We start from the raw sequence: 21,635 nt of genomic DNA on the forward strand, positions 1-21,635 counted from the left end.
TGCGACGATCTTGTTAACCTGATCGGAGCGGTTACAGCATGTGCACAAGCTACACTCATGACACATACTTAACTATAATATCACGGGAAAAGGTCAAAATCAATCGATTCCGCAAATTTAATCCATGCCCGAAGCAGCTGTCTCCTCCCGTATTCGCTTTCGCGTCATTTCAAGCAATCCAAGCCGTGTCCAGCCAAGAATATGATGCTGGGTCCGATCACCCTGCATGCAGCTGTGAAGCTTGTCCAACACGGCATCCCTGTGCTCCTCGCGATCCATATCGATGAAATCGATGATGATAATGCCCCCAGTGTCCCTGAGACGAATCAGCCTGGCCATTTCGGCCGCCGCTTCGAGATTGGTCTGGAACACCGTTTCCTCCAGCGAGTTTCCGCCGATGTATTTCCCTGTGTTGACGTCAATAACGGTCAGCGCCTCGGTCTGATCCCACACCAAGTATCCCCCGCCAGGCAGCCACAGCTTCCGCTGGAAATCCTTATCCAGCTGGCTCTGCACGCCATAAAACTCAAATAGAGGAACTTCCTTATCGTAAATTTTGATGGCCTGCTCATGACCGGGAATCATCATCTCCAGGAACGCGGCCACTTCAGCGGCCCGCTTGGGGCAGTCCATAATGATCTCATCCGTCTCTGGACTGTACACATCCCTCATCAGCCGCTGAACCATGCTAAGTTCCTGATGCAGAAGAGCGGGCGCGATATGCGTCTTGCTCTTCTCCAATATCCCTGACCACTGTTTGCGGAGCAGGGACAGGTCCATGGCAATGGCTTCCAGCTCCTCAAGCTCGGCCACTGTACGGAGAATAAGCCCTTCCTCCTCCTGCCGAAGCTCATCGCCGATCGCTTTAAGCCGATGTCTTTTATCTTCGTCTAAAATCTTCTTGGAGACCGCAACATATGCAGCTGAAGGCATGTATACGAGCCAGCGGCCGGGAAGGGAATAATGCGTCGTAACTCTCGGTCCTTTGTTGCCGATGGCGTCCTTTACAACCTGCACGATAATATCCTGGCCAGGCTGAAGCAGCTCGGAAATCGGCGGTTTAACTTTCGGTTGTCTTTCCAGATGTGGATGAAGCACGTCATCGATATATAGAAAAGCATTCTTCTTCTGCCCGATATCCACGAAGGCAGCCTGCATGCCGGGAAGCACATTGACTACGCGCCCTTTAAAAAAACTGCCGACAAGCCCCTTGGCCTGACAGCGCTCTACGGCATACTCCACCAGTCTGCCGTCCTCCTGGAGCGCCATTTCGGTAGAGCCGGAATTGCAGTGAATAATCATCCGTTTCACGATCTCACCCTCTGTCTGCATTGCAACGCAATGAATATGATGTGATTATACCACGGCAGGATACTATGCCGCAGGCCCGCCTTTAAAATAGGAGGAAATAACCCGTTGCTCCGGCACAACGGCAATGATCCTTCCCTGGCGGTTCATCACATAGATAAAATGGTATTTTTCCCTTTTAAAAAGACGCAAAATATGGTCCAAAGGTTGCACTTTATCCGCTACAATCGGTTGCGCCAGGCTGCCATGAAGCAAATGGCGCGAGAACGAACGCTCCCTGTTCATCAGAAATCGCATGAAACGATAGGGAATGTTGCGGTAATCCACATAATTGGAATAGAGCAGAAACAGCCCTATTAACAGCAGGTTCAACTGAAGCATTCCGCCCTGTGAGAACAGAGGATACAGCGCATATCCGATAAGCAGAAGGCTGAACAACAAGCTGATGCGCAGCGACCAGACAAGCGCCAAATGGTACGGCAGAATAATACTGCAGAGCGACTGGAATATCTTTCCCCCGTCCAGCGGCAGAACCGGAAGCAAATTGAACAATGCGATGAGCACATTTCCCTGTACAAAATAGTCATAGTAGGGCCCGTCCCACAATCCGGCGGCATGCAGGAGCCAGGCGCAGCCAATCAGCAGCCCGTTCTGCAAAGGCCCGGCTAGCGCAATCATCATCTCGCGCCCCGCATTCAAATAAGCCGTATCCTCCATTACGGCAACGCCGCCAAACGGCAGCAGCTGCACAGAAAGAACATGGACGCCAAACCATTTTGCAGCGGCCACATGCCCCCACTCGTGAATGAAGACGATCGCAAACAAAGTCAGCAGCTCCAGGAAATGGCCTGTAATGACAGATGCCAGCATGACGAGGACAAACAACGGGTGAAAAGATATCGCAATGCCGCCCCATCTAATCAAATGGAATCACATCCGCAGGATCAATATAGCGATCATTCTTCTTCAATGCGAAATAAAGGGTCGGCACGTTCTGTTCGGATGATACTGCCAGCTTCCCGACCAAATCCCCGGACTCTAGCCAGTCCCCTTTTTCTACAAAGGATTGCTGCAGGTTGCCGTAAATAGACACGTAACCTCCGGCATGCTGAACGACAACCGTCTCACCTGTGAAGGCATCGTTGCCGACGCTGAGCACCCTACCTGTTTCTACGCTTTTAACCTGTAAGCCCGCACTCGAATCATTAGCGGGCACGATGTTAATTCCCCTTAAACTGAGTGCGAACGCACTGGCAATTCTGCCGTCGAGCGGAGCAGAGAAGCTGCTCGCATTGTTGACTTTAACCCCTTTATCTTCGTTTTGCCGAAAGATCGGTATGAAAGTCGGAGCTCCGCCAAAATTGCGCTTATACCATGCTTCGGCGGCCCCAAAGTCCATTTCATAGGTTAAAGAATGGGCCACGAATAGGCGGATGGATCCCGCCCAAGGCGGCTCATACCGGTTAACGGCCCATAGTCCGGCAAAGATCAGCATGCTGATGCAGAGACGAATGAACAGCATCCCCCAGAAGGAAGATCCCTTTCCATCCTTCGGCATGACTGAATCCTCCCGGCCGAACAAACCCGTATCATTCCAGCGGCCTTGTCCATGCTTCCACATCCATTCCGGATCCTGCTCCTTGTCCGACGCATTTTTCGCACTCTGGCGGATATCCTGCGGGCGCTGGTCGTCCCCTGCATGGTCCATGTCCCGTATTACAGGGTATCTGTCTGCAGAGGGCCGCGTCATCTCCTGCAATCCATAATTAACTTCTTTCATATAGGGATGTCCGCCCGAGACAAGCTGCTTGATTCGTTCTTCCCGCCGCCGCTTCACATTCGATTTTACGTCCATCGTCCATATCCCCTCCGAATAGCATCAGGCGATTTCTTTCCGATACGTGCAACATGGCAGGCTGTACCCGGCAAACATGTTGTATTTAGTTTATGAGCGGTTTGAACGGAATATGAACAAGCTTCTCTGATGAAGGCAAGCCCATTACGCATTTATTGAACGCAAAAAACCGGCGCTTACAGCGCCGGCCCCAGCTCTAATCTACCTTATATTTCTCCTGGTGAAGCATAATGCTGAATACCAGCCCAATGCACAGCATATTCAACAGCAGCGACGTTCCTCCGTAGCTAATAAACGGCAGCGTAATGCCTGTAATCGGCATCAGGCCAATCATCATGCCTACATTCTCGAAAATTTGGAACAGAAACATCGCCGCAATGCCCACGATGATATAAGCTCCCCGCTTATCTATACAGCGGAGCGCGATTTGAATCATCCTGTAAATAAACAAAAAGTAGAGCAGCATCAGTAAGGATGAGCCTACAAAGCCGAATTCCTCGCCTACGACGACGAATATCGAGTCCGAATACGGGTAAGGAACAAACCGTTTATTTTTTAGCTCGCCCTGTAAAAAACCGTCACCCGTCAGCCCGCCGGAACCAATCGCAATTTGGGCATAGCTGGACTGGTGCTTGGCATCATTCGAGGCCAAATCCGGATTGATAAACGTATTGATCCGCTGATACCAGTGCAGTTTCCCTTTATCGGCCAGATAATCGTGAATTTGCGTGTTATAAGCATTAAATAATGTAACGAACACGATCAGGAAAGCCACGAATGCCGTCAGGCCAACGAGCACATGGCTGTATTTCGTGTTGCCGATCCATAGCATGGCGCAGAGTACAACCAGATAGATGATCGCATTCCCCAAATCCGGTTGAATCAGCACCAGCAGGAAAGGCAGCAAGGTTACCGCCGTAATCGGAACAACGTCGCGCCGGAAGCTGAGCAGCCGGCCTTCCCGCTTCCCGAGCAAATAGGCCGTAGTCATAATCAAAATGATTTTGACGAGCTCTGCCGGTTGAAACAATAGGCCTCCCGGAAGCTCAAACCAGCTCCGTGCGCCATTAATTTCCGGCGCAAACAAGAAGACAAGAACGAGCAGCAAGCTGCCCGTTCCATATACATACCAGCTATAGCGTAGCAACGTGCGGTAATCGACGATCGACATGCCGAATACCACGGCAAAGCCGAGGCCATAGAACATTAAAGTCTTTAAATCGTAGTTCTTGAAATCGGGCGCATATGGAGCTATTGCACTGTGAACAAGCATCGTGCTCATAATCATAAACAAGACCAGGATTGTCACCATAAGCCAATCGATTTTTTTGAGTTTGAAGAACAACAAGGATCAACCCATTCCGAAAAACTTCTTAAAGCGTGTAAACATGCCTTTCTTCTGGTCAAGCAGCATGAGAGGGACGGTGTCTCCCAATATGCGCCGGGCAATGTTACGATAGGCAATCGCGGCCTTTGAATCGGGGTTCATTACGGTAGGCTCCCCATTGTTCGCCGCTTTGATGACAAGCTCGTCATCCGGCACGATGCCGATGAGATCGATATTGAGCACCTGCAAAATACCTTCGATATCCAGCATGCTTCCCGACTTCACCATATCGACCTTAATCCGGTTTACGACCAGCTTCGGCGAACCGATATGCGAGCTCTCGAGCAGGCCGATGATCCGATCCGCATCACGGACAGCGGCATTTTCCGGTGTCGTGACGACAATCGCTTGATCTGCTCCGGCGATCGCATTTTTGAAGCCTTGTTCTATTCCAGCAGGGCAATCGATAATAACGTATTCATATTCCTTCTTCAGTTCAAGAACGATATCCTTGACCTGCTCTTCCGACACGGCATTCTTGTCTTTCGTTTGCGCGGCGGGCAGCATGTACAATTCATCAAAACGTTTATCCTTCACCAAAGCCTGGTTCAGGCGGCAGCGCCCTTCGGCCACGTCGATCAAATCATAGATGATCCGGTTCTCCAGGCCCATCACGACATCCAGGTTCCGCAGGCCGATGTCCGTATCGACGAGACATACCTTCTTGCCAAGCAGCGCCAGAGCCGTACCGATATTCGCGGACGTAGTCGTCTTCCCTACGCCGCCTTTGCCCGAAGTGACAACGATAGCTTCTCCCATAGTTTACACCCCTTTGAACATCTTAAAGTCCGGACGCACCCGGGTTATGTTCGTAATTTTGTCAATCTGCATCATCCCGTCACGCAAAAAAGCGAATTCCATGCTGCTCTCGCGATGATCCCACTCGTCTGGAGGCCGGCTATAGACTTCGGCAATGCGCAGCTGCGTCGGTGATAAAAACGAAGCTGCGATGATGGCATCTTCTTTGCCCTCTGCCCCGGCATGGACCATTCCCCGCAAAGCCCCCAGAATATACACGTCACCGGTGCAGGAGATTGTCCCTCCCGGATTGACGTCTCCGAGAAACAGCAGATTGCCGTCATGCTGCAGAATCTGCCCGGAGCGCACAATCCCGATTATCGTCGTGAGCTGCCCTTCCTTGGGACGGTCTTCTTCCGCTAATGGCGAATCTACCGACCGGACTAGCAAATTGCCTTTTTGCTTCAATATATCAAGGATCATTTCCTTCTCTGCATCTGTTACGATTCGCTTGCCCAATTTGACATCTACATGAATAATCGGCCCTGTCAGAATATTCTGGTGGCTATGCTCCAATTTATAGCGCAGCTCATCCAGAAGCTGTTGCAAATCACACTCATCGTCAAGCAGGAATACCAGGCCATCTTTGATGCCCTTGATCGTAACGTGCTTCGATTTCACTGTCATAAGCCTGTCCCTCCCCCCTATTCATTTCGTGCAAGAGCACCCAAGTTCCTGCTTCTTATGGAAAAGCACGAAATATCAGGCTTGGCTCTCGGAAGAACGACGCTTCGTAATCAGCTCCAGCTGGCGTCTGAGAGGGACGTAAATAATCAAAGCAAATACGACGTGAACGAATACGTTTGGGATAATAAAAGTCATTAAAGCCCAGGTATAAGGCTGATGTGTCAGTTCAAACAGCGAGTAAGTGCCGAATAGGATCGAGTCCAGCAGCAGGCTGCCGATTATTACGACGATCAGCATCAGCGGCAGCGGAGCTCTCGGCGAGCGGAACACAAGGCCAAGCAAATAGCTGGACAGCCCCATGGCGAAAGAATAAGCTCCAATGATCGCCCCGTAGAATACGACATCCTGCAGCAGCCCAAAAAGAAGACCCAGCACCAAGCCGCTATGCCGGTTGTCGTAAATGGTAATAAACAGAATGGCGATATAGGCCAGGTGAGGAACAATGCGCGTCTGCCACGCATCAGGGATTATCCAGGGAATGACCGTCCCCTCGATAATAAACAATACGAACACCAGCAGGATCATTATATATTTACGATTCCTCACTACTCCAAGACCTCCGGTGTATATACCACAATCAACTCTTTCCAGTCCGTGAAGCTGGCTGCGGGCTCGATGAATGCCGTATATGTCAACCCGTATTCGCCAACCTGAATATCCTTGACTGTACCGATGACCATCCCTCGCGGAAATGCTCCGCCGACGCCGGAGGACACAATGGTATCGCCGACTGCGAGCGAAGAAGTATCATCGATTTTATTCATCAGGAACATGTCCTTGTCGGGATCGTAGGACTCGACGACGCCAAACACTTCATTCTCTTTTCCCTGAGCCGTAGCGGAGATGCCGTTCGAATTCGGATCCTTCGCGTCCATGGTCGTAAGCAGCTTGATGGTAGACGTAAAATTGCTGACTCGGCTAACCGTACCTACAAGCCCTTCAGCAGAAATAACCGCATACCCCACCTTGACGCCGTCATTGCTCCCCAGGTTCACTTTAATCGTCCGATTGATCGGATCGTTATTTACGCTGACCACCTGGGCAATCCGGTAGGTGTAATTGTATTGATTCTTCTGGGCTTCTGTAAAATTAAGCAATTCCTGAAGCCGGATGTTCTCCTGCTCAATCCGATTATAGATGGCTTTATCTCTTGTGTAATGAGACAGTGCAATCTTCAGGCTCTCGTTCTCCTCCTGCAGAGCGCGCAAGTTAGAGACATCCTCAATCAAGCCGGCGATATACGAGGTAGGCTTATAAAAAATCGACTGCACGAAGCCCACCGTATCTTTTACAAACTTCTCCGGCCACGACAAATTCGCCCGGGGACCGAGCGTAAATCCCATTATAGCGATAAACAGAATAAGTCCCATCAGCAAAATAAATAATCTTTTGTTGCCAAGCAGCTTAAACAGTTTAAGCACCCTCCAACCTTGCAATTTCTCCTCTCCACGAGTCCACCTATAGAAAAACGGCACAGCCGTCCATGTCAGGACGGCGCCGTTTTATCATAAATAGTGCACATTCTCCCGTTCTTCAGCGCTAAAGATTAGCGCTTGCGAAGGGGCGAACTGCTTCTTGATTTGAACAAATGGATGTTATCGAGAGCTCTCCCCGTACCGATGGCAACACAATCGAGCGGATGCTCGGCCACGATGACAGGCATGCCCGTCTCTTTGGCCAGTAGCTTGTCAAGGTTGCGCAGCAATGCGCCGCCCCCCGTCAACACAATACCGCGGTCCATAATATCGGCCGCCAGCTCGGGCGGACATTTCTCCAGGGTGACCTTCACCGCTTCCACGATGGCGTTCACTGTATCGCCGAGCGCCTCGGTAATTTCGTCGGAAGTGATAGAAATGGTCTTTGGCAGCCCCGTAACGAGGTCGCGGCCGCGGATTTCCATCGATTCCACCTGCTCGAGCGGCAGCGCCGAGCCAACATCCATTTTAAGCTGCTCCGACGTTCTCTCGCCGATCATCAGGTTATATTGGCGCTTGATGTATTGAATAATAGACTCGTCCATGTCATCGCCGGCTACGCGCGCCGACTTGCTCGTAACAATGCCGCCGAGCGAAATAACAGCCACCTCTGTCGTTCCGCCGCCGATGTCTACAACCATGCTCCCGGTCGGCTCCCATACGGGAAGATCTGCACCAATGGCTGCCGCAAACGGCTCTTCAATCGTGTAGGCTTCACGTGCTCCTGCCTGCTTCGTGGCATCCTCAACCGCACGCTGTTCCACCGCCGTAATGCCAGAAGGCACGCAGACCATCACGTTCGGATGGCGTTGGAACAAGGAACGCTGCTTCTGAGCCTGGCGAATAAAATATTTAATCATCGTTGCGGTGGTATCAAAGTCGGCGATAACGCCGTCCTTCATCGGACGGATGGCACGGATGTTGCCCGGTGTTCTTCCGATCATCTTCTTGGCCGATTCCCCGACCGCTACAATGCTCTTATTATCAGTATTCATCGCTACTACCGACGGTTCTCTCACTATAATTCCTTTGCCTCGAATATAAACGAGCGTATTCGCCGTACCCAAATCAATTCCTAAATCTTTCGTGAAACCACCTAACATGCTGTAATCTTCCTTTCCTTCTGTATCTGGTCTATTATATTACATCAAGCCTTGCTCCTTCAAACTTACGAATTCCCCGTCTCCAATCACGATGTGGTCCAGCACATCGATGCCGACGATTTCCCCGGCTTTGCATAGGCGCCTTGTCATCCGGATATCCTCCGGGCTTGGCGTCGGATCTCCGCTAGGATGATTATGGGCGCATACGACAGACGCGCTGCTGCATTTAATCGCTGCGCGAAACACCTCGCGCGGATGGACGATCGAGGAATTCAAGCTTCCCATGGAAAGCGTCTCCTGAGCAATGATATGATTTTTCGTATTCAAAAATAAACAGACAAAATGTTCCTTCTGCAAATAACGCAGCTGCTCCATCAATAAATCCGCTGCATCCCGCGGACTGCGAATGATCTGGGCCTCCGGGAGCCGCGTCTTGGCAAGCCTCTGCCCCAGTTCGATTCCCGCCTTAAGCTGCACCGCTTTGGCAGGGCCGATGCCTTTGAGCTTCATCAGCTCATCCAGGCTGAGATCCACCAGCTGGCGGAGTCCGCCAATTCCGCTCAGCACGCGCTGAGCCAGATGTATGGCCGATTCATCCCGGGTTCCCGTGCGAAACAATATCGCCAGCAGCTCAGCGTTGCTGAGTGATCCGGCTCCGTATTGCATCATGCGTTCTCTGGGTCTCTCCTCAAGAGGCATGTCCCGCAGCAAATATTGCGGCATATCCATTCATATCCCTCGCTTCCGAATGATTAGGCATGGGTCCGGATCACCGGCCGCCAGCAAAATTCATAGCGGAAGGATATGCTTTATCTCTTCCTTTTCTTACAACAACGTACGTATGAAGTTATTTGTTACATCATTTTTGACTGGATTTAATTACCGCAACACATGGATTCCAAAATGGCCCAGCATCTCGCTCAGCAAGGATAGCGGCAGTCCAACCACGTTAAAATAACAGCCTTCGATTCCCGTGACAAAAATCGACCCGAGTCCTTGTATCGCATAAGCGCCCGCTTTGTCCAAGCCTTCTCCGGTCCTGGCATATGCGGCGATCTCTTCCTCGGCTGCGGTTCTCATCGTAACGGTCGTACGGCGATATTCGACTTCCGTTCTTCCAGTAATCACATCGATGCAGGCCACGGCAGTATACACATCGTGGCTTCGTCCCTGCAGGGAACGGAGCAAGGAAGCTGCCTCCGCTTCATCCTTGGGCTTGCCAAGCACTTGTCCGTCCAAGACGACAATTGTATCGCTGCCGATGATAACGGCTTCGCGCGTTGCTGGCTCAAGCGTTGCCTGAACCGCCTTGGCCTTGCGCAGCGCAAGCTCCATCACGATTCGCTCCGGCTCCCATTGCTCCGGCGTAGTTTCGTCCGCTTCGCTTGGAATCACCTCAAACGGAATATGTAAGGAAGCCAGCAATTCCCGTCTGCGCGGTGAAGTCGAGGCCAATATGACATACTGCGATGATGAAGCTGCAATTTCCAAGTTCATATGCTCCTTTGCCCGGCTGTCGCCCGAATAAGTTCAGAGCTGTTAACCTCGCCATTTTTTGACACTTTGCACTTCATTATTATAAGGTTAATTGATCGGCAATACAAACATAAAAAAGGCAGGGGCAACTATTTCCAATTCCCTGCCTTTTGATGGTTCATTTACAGCCCTTCTTGGCCTCCGACCAGCTTTTGTTCCGCCAGAATGAACCGCATCACTTCGTTCTGCACTTCCCAGAGCATGGTTTGCTCGCCCTTCTCGTTAAATTCCTCCATCGCCTCAACCGCACTGTTCATCGCCTTCTCCATCTCCTTTGCTTCAGCCTCCGCGGCTGCCGTCAGCTTGCCTCGAACGTCGGCGGCGCTTTTGGTCCACAGCTGATGGCTCTCCCTTAGCCGGCCGATTTCCTCCTGGCTCTGGCGCCCGGGAGAAGCTTCTCCCAGAAGAGCTGCCGAGGAGGAGCTGAGCATATAGGCGAGATCCGCACTCTGCGCCAAATATTGCTGGAGGGATGCCGCATCCCCTTTATATTCCATCGTAGCCGATTCAGGCAAGGCAATTTCATGCAAAATGAGGTGAACGCCTCCTGTCTTCAGCCTCCCGCTCAGCAGTTTAGCTTCCTCACGGTCCGGGGAGACTCCCGCATAGACCCGCTTCTCATCCAAGGTATCCCGCGCGGCGGCAATTCCCGCGGAGCGCAATTGTTCCTGGGCCAGGGCAACGCCTTCCGCTGTGCTGAACACGCCGTACTGCAGGAAATGATAGCTCTGCGAAGGCAGAACGACCTGTACGAGCGGAACCTGTTCCTCCGTAATGACACTGCCCAGTACGGGAATATCGGCCGCTTCTCCGGCCGCCCCCTGCTTCGGCACGCTAATTCCAGGGATCGGCACCGTCATTTCCTGGTCGAACATGGACAGAACGACGAATCCAAAGAGCGCTCCGGTCACGATCGCGCCGGTCAGCGAGCCGGCAACCTTCCACCAGGAGGTCCGCGTTTTACGAAAATAATAATCTCCGCCGCCTGGCTCGGCATGCTCTGGCAATAGGGCAATCCCTGTTCCTGTATGGTCTGTAAAGGGATCTCCCCAATAATCTATCGTTTCCACCGCACGGTAAGTTATAGGAGTATCCTTCGGTTCCTGTTCTGATCGCTCGGGCGGCTTGTCATGCCCTGAAGCGGGGGTGGCCTCCAGCCGCTGGCGATCTCCAGCCTTCTGTGCACTGTGCGCTTGTTGCCCATGTTCATCGAACCGGAATGTCATCTTTGCCTTGTTCACGATCCGCACGCTCCTTGTCCTCTCTTCTACCGTTACAATATGAATATTTGCGAGAATATAGACCACTTCATTTAAACAAGGCTTTACAATTGAAAGGAACTCTGTATAATGGGAACCATTGACAACCGCATCACGAAAAAATGCACTAGGGGTGCCTTTGCTGGCTGAGAGATCGTTCCCGCTTGAGGAACGGTTAACCCTTTACACCCGATCTAGATCATACTAGCGTGGGGAAGTGCGGGGAAACGATAAATAGCGCTGCGTGCTTGCTTTAAAATGTTTAAGCAGACACAGGCTGTATCGATATAACTGCACTCTTCGGGTGCGGTTTTTTTGTCGTTATCAGCGATAATTTAAATTAACCAGGGGAGGAAAAGCATCATGACCAATTCATTCAACCACAACATTCAAGCCGCGGCCTGCGGCACCAGCCGCATCGTCGGCTGCCGGTTCTCTCTGTTTCCGATGAGCGACCGGTTCGTTCCGATCATTCTTGGAGCGCTGGAGCATACCGATACGTCCAAGGTCTGGGTTCAAAGCGATGACGTCAGCACCTGCGTGCGCGGCCGCCATGAGCATGTGTTCGACGTAGTTAAATCCATTTTCCTGCAGGCGGCAAAAAGCGGTGAGCATGTCGTTCTTAGCGCAACCTTTTCCGTAGGCTGCCCGGGAGATACGGAAGGAGATGTCTTCATGTCTGAGGACGATGTCCGTTTGAACGAAGGGAACAAAACATCGGTTGATACCGCAGCTCAATTCGCCCTTTACCCGATGGGGGTGCCCCACTACATGGACGTCATTTATGATGCGGTCAAAGCGGCGGAAGCCGAGGGAACGTTCTCCGGCGGAATTCATTACGCTAGCCGCCTGGATGGAACCGCCCAACAGGTGTTTCGTTCACTCGAAAATGCCTTTGTCACGTCAAGCACCAAGACTTCCCATCTAGTCATGACGGCCACAATCTCCTGCAACAGCCCGTCAGCCAAACCGGAGCATGTGCAGAGGAAGGGGGAATAAGGATGTCATCCTGGAAGCTTCGCGACATTATCGTTCTCAGCTCGCTGTCCGTCGTGTTTGCTGTCGTCTATTTGATTTTCCTGCAGATAGGCAATGTGCTCGTCGGCTTTATGGGTCCGATGGGATATGAGGTCATCTTCGGCATATGGTTTATCGTTTCGATCATTTCAGCCTATATCTTGCGCAAGCCCGGAGCAGCCCTGCTGTCCGAGACGATCGCCGGGACGATCGAGGTATTGATCGGCAACGTCACCGGCCCGATCCTGATTCTGTCGGCCTTTATTCAAGGCCTCGGCGCGGAAGCGGTATTCGCCGCCGTAAGATACCGTTACTACAACACAGCAGTGCTCATGGGCGCAGGCGTAGGCGCGGCCGTATTCAGCTTTGGCTGGGGCTTCTTTCAATCCGGCTTCGCCGCTTTGTCCACGGGTCTAGTCATCTCGATGTTCATCGTCCGGGTTATCAGCGGTGCAGTGATCGCCGGCCTGCTAGGCAAATGGATATCCGATGCGCTGGCCCGGACAGGCGTATTGAGGAGCTTTCCCATCGGGAAGGCCGCTGTCCAAAGCGCCAATCAACAACGAACCTCGGTGAAGCAGTAATGAATACGTTGCTCCCGAATCAAGAAACGATGGATAAACCGATGGTCTTGGAGACAAAAAATTTATCCCTGGCTTTCAGCGAGGACGGGGAGGAGCAGGTGTTCTCCTCGATTTCCCTCCGGCTGCATCAAGGCGAATTGCTGCTGCTCCTTGGTCCAAGCGGCTGTGGGAAAAGTTCCTTGGCCCTCTGCCTGAACCGGGTGTACCCGTCAGCCATCGATAGCCTGGTGACAGGCGGCGTTTATCTGTATGGCAAATCCCTAGAGGGACAGGATCCAGGTGAAATTGCGCAGCAGGTAGGCATTGTGTTCCAAGACGTGGACAGCCAATTTTGCATGCTTAAGGTGGAGGAGGAGCTTGCTTTTTGCCTGGAAAATATCGGCTGCCCACGGGAACAAATCAGCGCGAAAATCGACGAAGCGCTGCGGCTTGTCGATCTGACCGACTGGCGGAGCGCGCATATCCATACTTTATCCGGTGGAATGAAGCAGCGGCTCGCCCTAGCCTGCGCTCTGGCTTTGAATCCGGATGTACTCATCCTTGACGAGCCCACATCCAATCTGGATCCGCTGGCTTGCTCGCACTTGGCCGATCTCATTCATTCCATCCGCAAGCAGCGGCAAATGAGCATCTTGCTGATCGAGCACCAGCTCGATGCCTGGATGCCTTATGTCGATCGCCTTGCCGTGATGGGCACAGAAGGTAAACTTGTTTACGAAGGGGAGCCCCGAACCTATTTCGCCAATTTTAAAGAAGAGGCGCAGCATTTGGGAATATGGATGCCGGGGGCCGTCCGCCTGCATGAGCAGCTGCAGATAGACAGAGAACCTTCATGGCAGCCGCTCACCAGGGACGAGCTGGCCGAACTGTGGCTGAGCAAACCCGATTCCGTAAAAAGAACGCTGCTTCAGCAGTTGGAGCAAACCGATGTCTCCCGATCCAAGCTGCCGGACGAAGGGGCTGCCGATGCTAGCGGCAAGGAAGCCTTGCTGTCGGTCGATAGCCTTTCCTTCGAGCGCAGCGGAGGACAGAAGATTCTCGACAGGCTGTCACTGTCGATCCCTGCCGGGCAGTTCATTGCCCTCGTCGGCCAGAACGGGGCGGGGAAGTCGACCCTCGCCGCGCTCTTGTCGGGCATATTGGAGCCATCCTCCGGCAGAATCACCTTCTCTGGCCGACCCTTGCCGGACTGGCCGGAGAAGGAGCTGCGCAAGCGCGTTGGTCTCATTTTCCAGCATCCGGAGCATCAATTCGTCACTGATACCGTCTACGACGAGCTTGCCTTCGGCCTGCGGCTGCAGAAGCTGTCTGAGGAGGCTGTATCCGATCGGGTCGAGTCGCTGCTTGAGCAGTATCGCCTGCAGCACCGTCGCGGCTTCAGTCCCTTCGCCCTGAGCCAGGGACAAAAACGCCGATTAAGCGTGGCCGCGATGCTGTCTGAGGAGCAGCAGGTGCTGCTCTGCGACGAGCCGACCTTCGGCCAGGACGCTTACTCTGCCCTGGAGCTGATGAACTCGCTGCGCGCCCGGGTAGACCGTGGACTAACCGTCATCATGATTACCCATGATATGGAGCTTGTCCAGCAATTTGCCGATCGGGTCATCGTACTCGGCGAGCGAAGCATTCAATGGGACGGACGCCCCGATGCATTATGGGATTGGCCGGAGGAGCAGCTTCGGGCGCATAAGCTCGTCCCGCCGCTCTCAGCCCATTTGAAGAATAAGCTAAGATGGGCGCTCCGGAGAACACAAGAAATCTGCGGGGAGGTTATCGTATGATAAGATCAGGCGCATTGGGGGAGCTCCTAAATGATATGAATCCCTCCATCAAAGGACTCACCGTCATTACAGGGGTCATTTTAATGTCGCTTGCCTTCGATCCGGTTACCGTTTCCGTCAGCCTCATTTATATATTGATGATTACTGTCATATTTGGCCGGATTTCCTGGCGCAGATGGCTGTTCTTGTTTGTGCCTTTCTTTATACTGGCGATCGGTTATTTCTGGACAGCTGCTCTTTTTCCACGTTCCGATCTGCCGCAGGACTCCCCTTTGCTCTTATCGTGGGGACCGCTGAAGCTGACGGTGGCCGGGTTCAATCTGGCCCTCTCGCTCGCCTTGCGTACCTTGATGTTCTCGGCGCTGTCGCTCCTGTTCGTCCTGACGACCGAACCCGTCAAATTTATGCTTAGTCTCATGCAGCAATGCAAGCTGCCGCCGAAGCTGGCGTACGGCATCTTGGCCGGATTCCGCTTCCTCCCCCTGTTCCGCGAGGAGCTTCTCATTATGCAGCAGGCCCACCGGATTCGGGGCATATGGCGGGAGAAGCGCAATATCCGCTCGGCGCTCCATGCTTTCAAGCGTTACAGTATCCCGCTCCTGGCCAGCGCCATACGCAAATCCGAGCGGGTTGCCGTAGCCATGGTGTCGCGCGGCTTTACCGGCGGCAAACGGGATTTCTACTACCGAATGACCATTCGTCCGCGGGATTGGATGCTCATGGTCATCGTGCTGGCCGGCATCGCTCTGGGATACACGGTATCCTATGCGCTAGGCACCTTGACGTGGTATGGGGGCCAATTATAGAACATATGAAGCATAACGCAAAGGAGCTGTCCCGCCGCAGACAACATCTGCACTGGGAACAGCTCCTTCTCTATAGCTTGCTTTAGGCCAAGCTCTTGGCCAACTCATGCCCAACCTTCCATATATCGCCGGCCCCCATCGTAATGACAAGGTCGCCTGGCTGCAAACGTCCTTGCAAATCATCGAGGACATCCTGCTTTGTCGGCAAGTGCCTAGCTCCGGCATTGCTGTTCACTTTAATCAGCTCTACCAGCTTCGACGAATTGATGCCTTCAATCTGTTTCTCTCCCGCAGGCGAGTAGATATCCGTAATGATCACCTCATCCGCTCCGCTAAACGCGCGGCTGAACGCATCCAATAGGAAGAAGGTTCGCGAATACCGCTGGGGCTGGAATACGGCAATGATCCGTTTGCCGGTCGCTTTAGCTGCCGCAATCGTTGCTTCGATCTCCGTCGGATGATGGGCATAATCATCGATAACCAGAATGCCGCGGCTCTCGCCCAGCACCTGGAATCGGCGTTTCGCGCCATGAAAATGCTGAATCGCCTCGGCGATCTCTGCAAAAGGAATACCCGACTCAAGACATGCAATTACCGTGGCCATGGCATTATGGACATTATGTCTTCCGGGAACCGAAAGCTTGACTTGGCCCAAGGGCTGCCCGCCGCGGTTCATCGTAAACGCGACCTTCCGGTCTCCAAGCTCAATATCCGTTGCCGTATAATCGCATGCTGTTTCGATGCCATAGGTCACGACCTCGCATTGCAGCTTCGGCAGCAAATCACGGATGTTCCGGTCATCTCCGGATACGATCGCTTTGCCTCCTGGTTTGATTTGATTCAGGAACTGCACGTAGGCCTCTTTAAGTTTGCTGAAGTCGCCGCCGTAATTCTCCAAATGGTCCGCCTCGATGTTTGTAACGATGCCAAGCGAAGGATGGTATTGAAGAAATGAGCCATCGCTCTCATCGGCCTCAGCGACGACGCATTTGCCCTGCCCTGCTTTGGCATTTGTCCCGATATCCATAATTTCGCCGCCAATAATATAGGTAGGGTCCGTCCCGCATTGTTCCATCACCAGAGCGATCATGGAGGAGGTCGTCGTTTTGCCATGTGCTCCGGCAACAGCCACGCCTGTACGTTCGTTCAGCAGCCTTGCCAGCATTTGCGAACGATGCAGGACCGGAATTCCCTGTTCCTCCGCGGCTACCCGTTCGACATTATCCTTGGGCAGCGCAGTCGAATACACGACTAAATCCGCCCCATGCACCTGCTCTTTAGTATGTCCGATATAAATTTTAGCTCCTTTGGCCGCCAGCTTCTCCGTCAACTCCTGGGAAGCTACGTCCGATCCGGTTACGGTGTAGCCCATTTCCAGCATAACGCGGGCAATAGCACTCATTCCATAGCCACCGATCCCGATAAAATGTACATGTTGTTCTGTCGTATTCAACAATATGGTCACCAGCCTTTTTCAGAATCGGTTTGATGCAAAAGGGTTGCCCGCACGTCCGAAATCATATAAAGCGTGCCAGTGACGACCCCAAGATCCTCCCGTTCCGTCCGTGATTGCAGCAGTGCCAGCGCACGCTTCCAGTCACGCTCCACAATGACTTCCAGATCCGCCTTCGCCATATCCTTCCGGATTTGCTCTACGAGCTGATACAACGAATCCGCATCCATTTTCTTGCGAAAATCGGGCTCGGTCAGAATAAGCGTATCCACTATTGGTAATATATGCTCCAAGTATTCGCGATGATGCTTATTAGCGAGCATACCCATCATCAAATTCAGCTTCCGGTAACTGAAAGCTTCCGGAAGACTTCTCGCAAGCGCCTCCGCCCCCTCCGGGTTATGGGCACCGTCCAGAACGATACGCGGCTGATCTGACACCTGCTCCAGCCGGCCTGCCCAGAAGGCGTTTTTGAAGCCGGACAGCAGCAGCTCATCCTCGAGAACGAAGGCCATATATTGGCGCAGTACCTCCAGCACCATCATCACTCCGGCAGCATTCGTGCATTGGTGCCTTCCAAGCATCGACAGCTCGATGTCCATGCTGCGGAACGGCCCTTTAAAATGAATGCTTTGGGTCCGCCCGCTTAAGCCGCCGCCATCGTAATGAAACTGCTCTCCGAGCAAATAGAGCGTCGCTCCCTTCGCTTTTGCCGTTTCTCTCAGTATGGCGATAACGGAAGGCTGGCTGGCACAGCTGATTACCGGCACGCCTGGCTTGATAATGCCTGCTTTTTCACGGGCGATCTCCTCTAGGGAATTTCCCAAGATGTCGGTATGATCCATGCCAACATTCGTAATAAGGGACACGATCGGAGTAACCAGGTTCGTAACATCCATTCTGCCCCCGAGCCCAGTCTCCCATACTACGACATCGGGATAGCATACTTCCGCGAAGTAGAGAATCGCAAGGGCCGTACTCACTTCAAACATCGTTGGAGATCCTAACTCGCTGGCAGCGATCTCTTTCACAACAGGAGCAATCCGGTTAGCCAAGCTTAACAGCGTCTCCTCTGGAATATCCTCTCCGTTAAACTGGAATCTGTTCGTAAATTTCGTAATGTAAGGGGATGTGAACATCCCTACGTCATATCCGCACTCCTTAAGCGTTGAGCTTAAAAAAGCACAAGAAGAGCCTTTGCCATTCGTTCCGGCCACATGTATGAACTTGAGTCTTCGCTGCGGGTTGCCAAAATGCTCCATCATCCGCTGAATACGCTCCAGACCCGGACGGATGCCAAACGGTATCAAGCTGTTAATCCACTCTACCGCATCTGTGTAACTTGCCAGCGGCAGCTGGATTTCTTCCGAAAGATTAACCCCCATGTCATATTCACCTTCGTTAATGTAATGAACTAAAATGCTGTTTCATAATATGGAAAGGTACAGCAAGAGCCAAATAAAGCGAATCAGGCTCCTGCTGTACTGCGATTATTACCTTTGCTTCTAACCTTTTAATTCAGCGATCCGTGCCAGCACTTTGTCGCGTTTGCTCGCATAATCGGCCATTTTGGCGCGTTCTTCCTCGATGACCTTGGCAGGGGCTTTGGAAACAAAGCCTTCATTCGCCAGCTTCTTCTCTACGCGCTCAACCTCTTTGTTCAAGTGCCCGAGCTCCTTCTCCAGGCGGGCGATCTCCTGGCTGATATCGATCAGTCCTGCCAGTGGCAAGTACAGCTCGGCCCCGGTCACCACTGCCGTCATCGCTTTTTCCGGGACAGCGGCGCTCAGTGAGGCCTCATATTGCGAAGTGTTGCAGAAACGCCGGATGTAGTGGCTGTTCCGCTCGATGATGTCCAGCAGCTCGGCGGAGCCTGGCTTCACAATCAATTCAATTTGCTTGCTCATCGGCACGTTCACTTCTGCCCGGATATTCCGAACAGAGCGGATCATGTCGATCAGCAAATTCATTTCGCGCACAGCATCCGGTGCCTCCAGCGACGGATCAAACTGCGGCCATTCAGCCAGCGTAATCGTTTCGCCGCGATGCGGCAAATGCTGCCATATTTCCTCGGAAATAAACGGCATGAAAGGATGGATCAGGCGCAGCGTCCGGTCGAGCACGTAGGCAAGAACGGATTGCGTCTTTCTTTTGGCAACAGGATCTTCGCCGTAGAACGACAGCTTAGCGAACTCAATATACCAATCGCACAGGTCATCCCAAATGAAGTTGTACAGCTCCCGGCCTGTCTCCCCAAATTCATAAGCATCAATCAGGCGGGTAATGTTGCGGGCCGTCTCATTGAAGCGGTGGAGAATCCAGCGGTCGGAAGTCGACAGGTCTCCTTGAATATCGATATCTTCAAACGTTACGCCTTCCAGATTCATTAACGCAAACCTGGAGGCATTCCAGATTTTATTCGCAAAGTTGCGGGCCTGCTCGACGCGTTCCCAATGGAAGCGCAGATCCTGGCCAGGCGTACTGCTCGTAGAGATCATGTAGCGCATGGCATCCGCGCCGTATTTCTCGATGACATCGAGCGGATCAACGCCGTTCCCCAGCGATTTGGACATTTTCTGTCCTTCGCTGTCCCGAACCAACCCGTGGATCAGCACATCCTTGAATGGGATTTCTCCAGTAAACTCAAGGGCGGTAAAGATCATCCGCGCTACCCAGAAATAAATGATGTCGTACCCGGTAACGAGAACATCCGTCGGGAAAAAGCGCTTGAAGTCCTCGCTGTCCTCATCCGGCCAGCCGAGTGTGGAGAACGGCCACAAGGCCGAGCTGAACCACGTGTCCAAAACGTCGTCGTCCTGCACCAGTTCATGACCTCCGCATTTGGCGCAGGTATCCACGGCCTCCCTAGCGACATGCAGCTCGCCACAGGATTCGCAATACCAAGCCGGAATACGGTGGCCCCACCACAACTGGCGGGAGATGCACCAGTCGCGCACATTTTCGATCCAGTGCAGATAAATTTTCTCGAACCGCTCCGGCACGAAATGAACGCCTTTGCCTGATTTTTGGGCAGCGATCGCCGCTTCCGCCAGAGGCTTCATTTTAACGAACCATTGCGTCGATAAATAAGGCTCGACTACAGCGCCAGAACGCTCGCTGTGGCCGACCTGGTGAACATGATCCTCGATCCGTACGAGAACGCCGGATTCCTTGAGATCGGCCACGATGGCCTTCCGGCACTCGCTGCGGTCCATCCCCTGGTATTTGCCGGCCGCCTCATTCATCTTGCCGCTCTCATCCATGACGGTAATTTGCGGCAAATCATGACGCAGTCCTACCTCGAAGTCATTCGGGTCATGGGCAGGCGTAATTTTCACCGCTCCGCTGCCGAATTCTTTATCGACATATTCGTCGGCAATAATCGGAATTTCACGATTTACAATGGGCAGCACGAGCGGCTGGCCGATTAGATGACGGTACCGCTCATCCTCAGGATGAACAGCCACAGCCGTATCCCCAAGCATCGTCTCCGGTCTTGTCGTAGCTACTGTAATGAATCCACTACCATCCTTAAGCGGATACTGCAGGTGGTACAAATGACCGTTGACTTCTTTATATTCCACTTCAATATCCGAGAGGGCCGTGCGGGCTGCAGGATCCCAGTTAATAATATATTTACCGCGATAGATCAGGCCCTTTTCATAGAGCTTGACGAATACCTCGCGCACCGCCTTGGACAGCCCCTCATCCAGAGTAAACCGCTCGCGGGAATAGTCCAGCGAGAAGCCCATCTTCGCCCATTGTTCTCGAATCGTATCCGCATAATGCTCTTTCCATTCCCATACCTTCTCAAGAAATTTCTCGCGGCCGAGATCATAGCGGGAAATTCCCTCTGCCCGGAGCGTCTGCTCCACTCTCGTCTGCGTCGCTATTCCAGCATGGTCGGAGCCCGGCAGCCATAAAGCATCATACCCCTGCATCCGCTTCGTGCGGATCAGGATATCCTGCAGCGTAAAGTCCAGCGCATGCCCGATATGAAGCATGCCCGTTACGTTTGGCGGGGGAATGACGATCGTGTACGGCTTGGCTTCCGGTACTTGGCCCGCCTTAAAGAAGCCGCCCTCCATCCAGTAGCGATACCATTTCTGTTCTGCAGCCTTGGGATCATACGTTGTCGGCATGTTGTTTGCCGACGAATGCTCTTGGATCTCTGACATAATTTCAACCTCCGTTACAATTCAGCATTGCCTTAGCGTAATCAGGATAGTCTTGCTCAAAAAATACAAAAAGCCCCTCGTCTCAAAGGACGAAAGGCTTTACTTTCGCGGTACCACCTTTGTTTTGCGGGTTGGCCCAGCCCGAAACCGCTACACTCGCGGAATCGCCGAGAAACTCGCAACACTCATACAGATAACGGCTGCTACCGGCCCGTTCTAACGACTACAAACTGCATAGCTGCTCAAACAAGCGACTCCCGGGTGACTTCGGCCAGCTGCATCCTGCGGAATCTTCCAGCGCTGCAATCCCGCTCTCTGAAGGGCTCACTGCCTACTCTTCCCGTTCCATGTCTTTTCACACGGTTTTTTTAAGTTAATCCATATTATCATAGCGTGAAATTAACGGGGAGT

Annotated in this window: 19 protein-coding genes, 1 riboswitch and 2 other annotated features (1 of these 22 only partly in view); of the genes, 4 read left to right on the forward strand and 15 right to left on the reverse strand. The window is 52.6% G+C overall.

Going from position 1 to position 21,635, the window contains the following annotated elements; translation table 11 throughout:
* Nucleotides 1-43: a sequence feature (ribosomal protein L21 leader region), on the reverse strand (it extends 40 nt beyond the left edge of the window).
* A 74-nt stretch (nt 44-117) separates the two neighbouring features.
* From QNH46_RS18425 to QNH46_RS18480, 12 genes are all read right to left on the reverse strand, one after another.
* Nucleotides 118-1,311 carry an Rne/Rng family ribonuclease gene (locus QNH46_RS18425; protein WP_283928490.1) on the reverse strand — a complete coding sequence of 398 codons (1,194 nt, stop codon included), beginning with the start codon at nt 1,309-1,311 and terminating at the stop codon, nt 118-120.
* Nucleotides 1,312-1,374: 63 nt separating this feature from the next.
* On the reverse strand, nt 1,375-2,232 hold the full coding sequence (locus tag QNH46_RS18430; RefSeq protein ID WP_283925536.1) for a site-2 protease family protein: 858 nt from the start codon (nt 2,230-2,232) through the stop codon (nt 1,375-1,377).
* Nucleotides 2,225-3,163 (reverse strand): M23 family metallopeptidase, encoded by a 939-nt coding sequence (locus QNH46_RS18435; RefSeq protein ID WP_283925537.1) that lies wholly within the window; start codon nt 3,161-3,163, stop codon nt 2,225-2,227. Before QNH46_RS18435 ends, QNH46_RS18430 begins: the two co-directional genes overlap by 8 nt.
* Nucleotides 3,164-3,359: 196 nt before the next feature.
* Nucleotides 3,360-4,508 carry an FtsW/RodA/SpoVE family cell cycle protein gene (locus QNH46_RS18440; protein WP_213594526.1) on the reverse strand — a complete coding sequence of 383 codons (1,149 nt, stop codon included), beginning with the start codon at nt 4,506-4,508 and terminating at the stop codon, nt 3,360-3,362.
* Nucleotides 4,509-4,514: 6 nt separating this feature from the next.
* Nucleotides 4,515-5,309, reverse strand: a complete 795-nt coding sequence (gene minD / locus QNH46_RS18445) for a septum site-determining protein MinD (protein WP_155611524.1) — start codon at nt 5,307-5,309, stop codon at nt 4,515-4,517.
* 3 nt (nt 5,310-5,312) lie between these two features.
* Nucleotides 5,313-5,975: a septum site-determining protein MinC gene (locus QNH46_RS18450; RefSeq protein ID WP_283925538.1), complete on the reverse strand. Its 663-nt coding sequence runs from the start codon at nt 5,973-5,975 to the stop codon at nt 5,313-5,315.
* Between the two features lie 75 nt (nt 5,976-6,050).
* Nucleotides 6,051-6,581 (reverse strand): rod shape-determining protein MreD, encoded by a 531-nt coding sequence (gene mreD, locus QNH46_RS18455; RefSeq protein WP_283925539.1) that lies wholly within the window; start codon nt 6,579-6,581, stop codon nt 6,051-6,053.
* On the reverse strand, nt 6,581-7,456 hold the full coding sequence (gene mreC, locus QNH46_RS18460; protein ID WP_283925540.1) for a rod shape-determining protein MreC: 876 nt from the start codon (nt 7,454-7,456) through the stop codon (nt 6,581-6,583). The genes mreD and mreC overlap by 1 nt, the downstream gene beginning before the upstream one ends.
* A gap of 125 nt (nt 7,457-7,581) precedes the next feature.
* Complete coding sequence (locus QNH46_RS18465) at nt 7,582-8,613, reverse strand: rod shape-determining protein (protein ID WP_155611520.1); 1,032 nt, start codon at nt 8,611-8,613, stop codon at nt 7,582-7,584.
* A gap of 39 nt (nt 8,614-8,652) precedes the next feature.
* Nucleotides 8,653-9,342: a RadC family protein gene (gene radC, locus QNH46_RS18470; RefSeq protein WP_283925541.1), complete on the reverse strand. Its 690-nt coding sequence runs from the start codon at nt 9,340-9,342 to the stop codon at nt 8,653-8,655.
* A 150-nt stretch (nt 9,343-9,492) separates the two neighbouring features.
* Nucleotides 9,493-10,110: a Maf family protein gene (locus QNH46_RS18475; RefSeq protein WP_283925542.1), complete on the reverse strand. Its 618-nt coding sequence runs from the start codon at nt 10,108-10,110 to the stop codon at nt 9,493-9,495.
* Nucleotides 10,111-10,271: 161 nt separating this feature from the next.
* The gene (locus QNH46_RS18480; protein ID WP_283925543.1) at nt 10,272-11,390 is read right to left on the reverse strand and encodes an SPOR domain-containing protein; all 1,119 of its coding nucleotides are present in this window, start codon (nt 11,388-11,390) and stop codon (nt 10,272-10,274) included.
* Between the two features lie 137 nt (nt 11,391-11,527).
* Nucleotides 11,528-11,641, forward strand: a riboswitch (TPP riboswitch).
* A 130-nt stretch (nt 11,642-11,771) separates the two neighbouring features.
* On the opposite strand from QNH46_RS18480, the gene QNH46_RS18485 reads away from it, so the two are divergent.
* The 4 genes from QNH46_RS18485 to QNH46_RS18500 are packed head-to-tail and all read left to right on the forward strand — an operon-like array spanning nt 11,772 to nt 15,593.
* Nucleotides 11,772-12,407, forward strand: a complete 636-nt coding sequence (locus tag QNH46_RS18485; RefSeq protein WP_283925544.1) for a YkoF family thiamine/hydroxymethylpyrimidine-binding protein — start codon at nt 11,772-11,774, stop codon at nt 12,405-12,407.
* A 2-nt stretch (nt 12,408-12,409) separates the two neighbouring features.
* Nucleotides 12,410-13,009 carry an ECF transporter S component gene (locus QNH46_RS18490; protein WP_283925545.1) on the forward strand — a complete coding sequence of 200 codons (600 nt, stop codon included), beginning with the start codon at nt 12,410-12,412 and terminating at the stop codon, nt 13,007-13,009.
* Entirely contained in the window at nt 13,009-14,787 is a 1,779-nt protein-coding gene (locus QNH46_RS18495; RefSeq protein WP_283925546.1) for an ABC transporter ATP-binding protein, read from the forward strand. Before QNH46_RS18490 ends, QNH46_RS18495 begins: the two co-directional genes overlap by 1 nt.
* Nucleotides 14,784-15,593 carry an energy-coupling factor transporter transmembrane component T family protein gene (locus tag QNH46_RS18500; protein WP_283925547.1) on the forward strand — a complete coding sequence of 270 codons (810 nt, stop codon included), beginning with the start codon at nt 14,784-14,786 and terminating at the stop codon, nt 15,591-15,593. Before QNH46_RS18495 ends, QNH46_RS18500 begins: the two co-directional genes overlap by 4 nt.
* Nucleotides 15,594-15,675: 82 nt before the next feature.
* On the opposite strand, the gene murC is transcribed toward QNH46_RS18500, so the two are convergent.
* The 3 genes from murC to QNH46_RS18515 form a co-directional block, all read right to left on the reverse strand.
* Nucleotides 15,676-16,995, reverse strand: a complete 1,320-nt coding sequence (gene murC / locus QNH46_RS18505) for a UDP-N-acetylmuramate--L-alanine ligase (RefSeq protein WP_430691847.1) — start codon at nt 16,993-16,995, stop codon at nt 15,676-15,678.
* A gap of 59 nt (nt 16,996-17,054) precedes the next feature.
* The gene (locus QNH46_RS18510; protein ID WP_283925548.1) at nt 17,055-18,431 is read right to left on the reverse strand and encodes a bifunctional folylpolyglutamate synthase/dihydrofolate synthase; all 1,377 of its coding nucleotides are present in this window, start codon (nt 18,429-18,431) and stop codon (nt 17,055-17,057) included.
* 120 nt (nt 18,432-18,551) lie between these two features.
* Complete coding sequence (locus QNH46_RS18515; RefSeq protein ID WP_283925549.1) at nt 18,552-21,224, reverse strand: valine--tRNA ligase; 2,673 nt, start codon at nt 21,222-21,224, stop codon at nt 18,552-18,554.
* 82 nt (nt 21,225-21,306) lie between these two features.
* Nucleotides 21,307-21,581 (reverse strand) — a binding site (T-box leader).
* Nucleotides 21,582-21,635: the final 54 nt, after the last annotated feature.

Origin of the sequence: Paenibacillus woosongensis (genome assembly GCF_030122845.1) — a bacterium.
GTDB lineage: Bacteria > Bacillota > Bacilli > Paenibacillales > Paenibacillaceae > Fontibacillus > Fontibacillus woosongensis_A.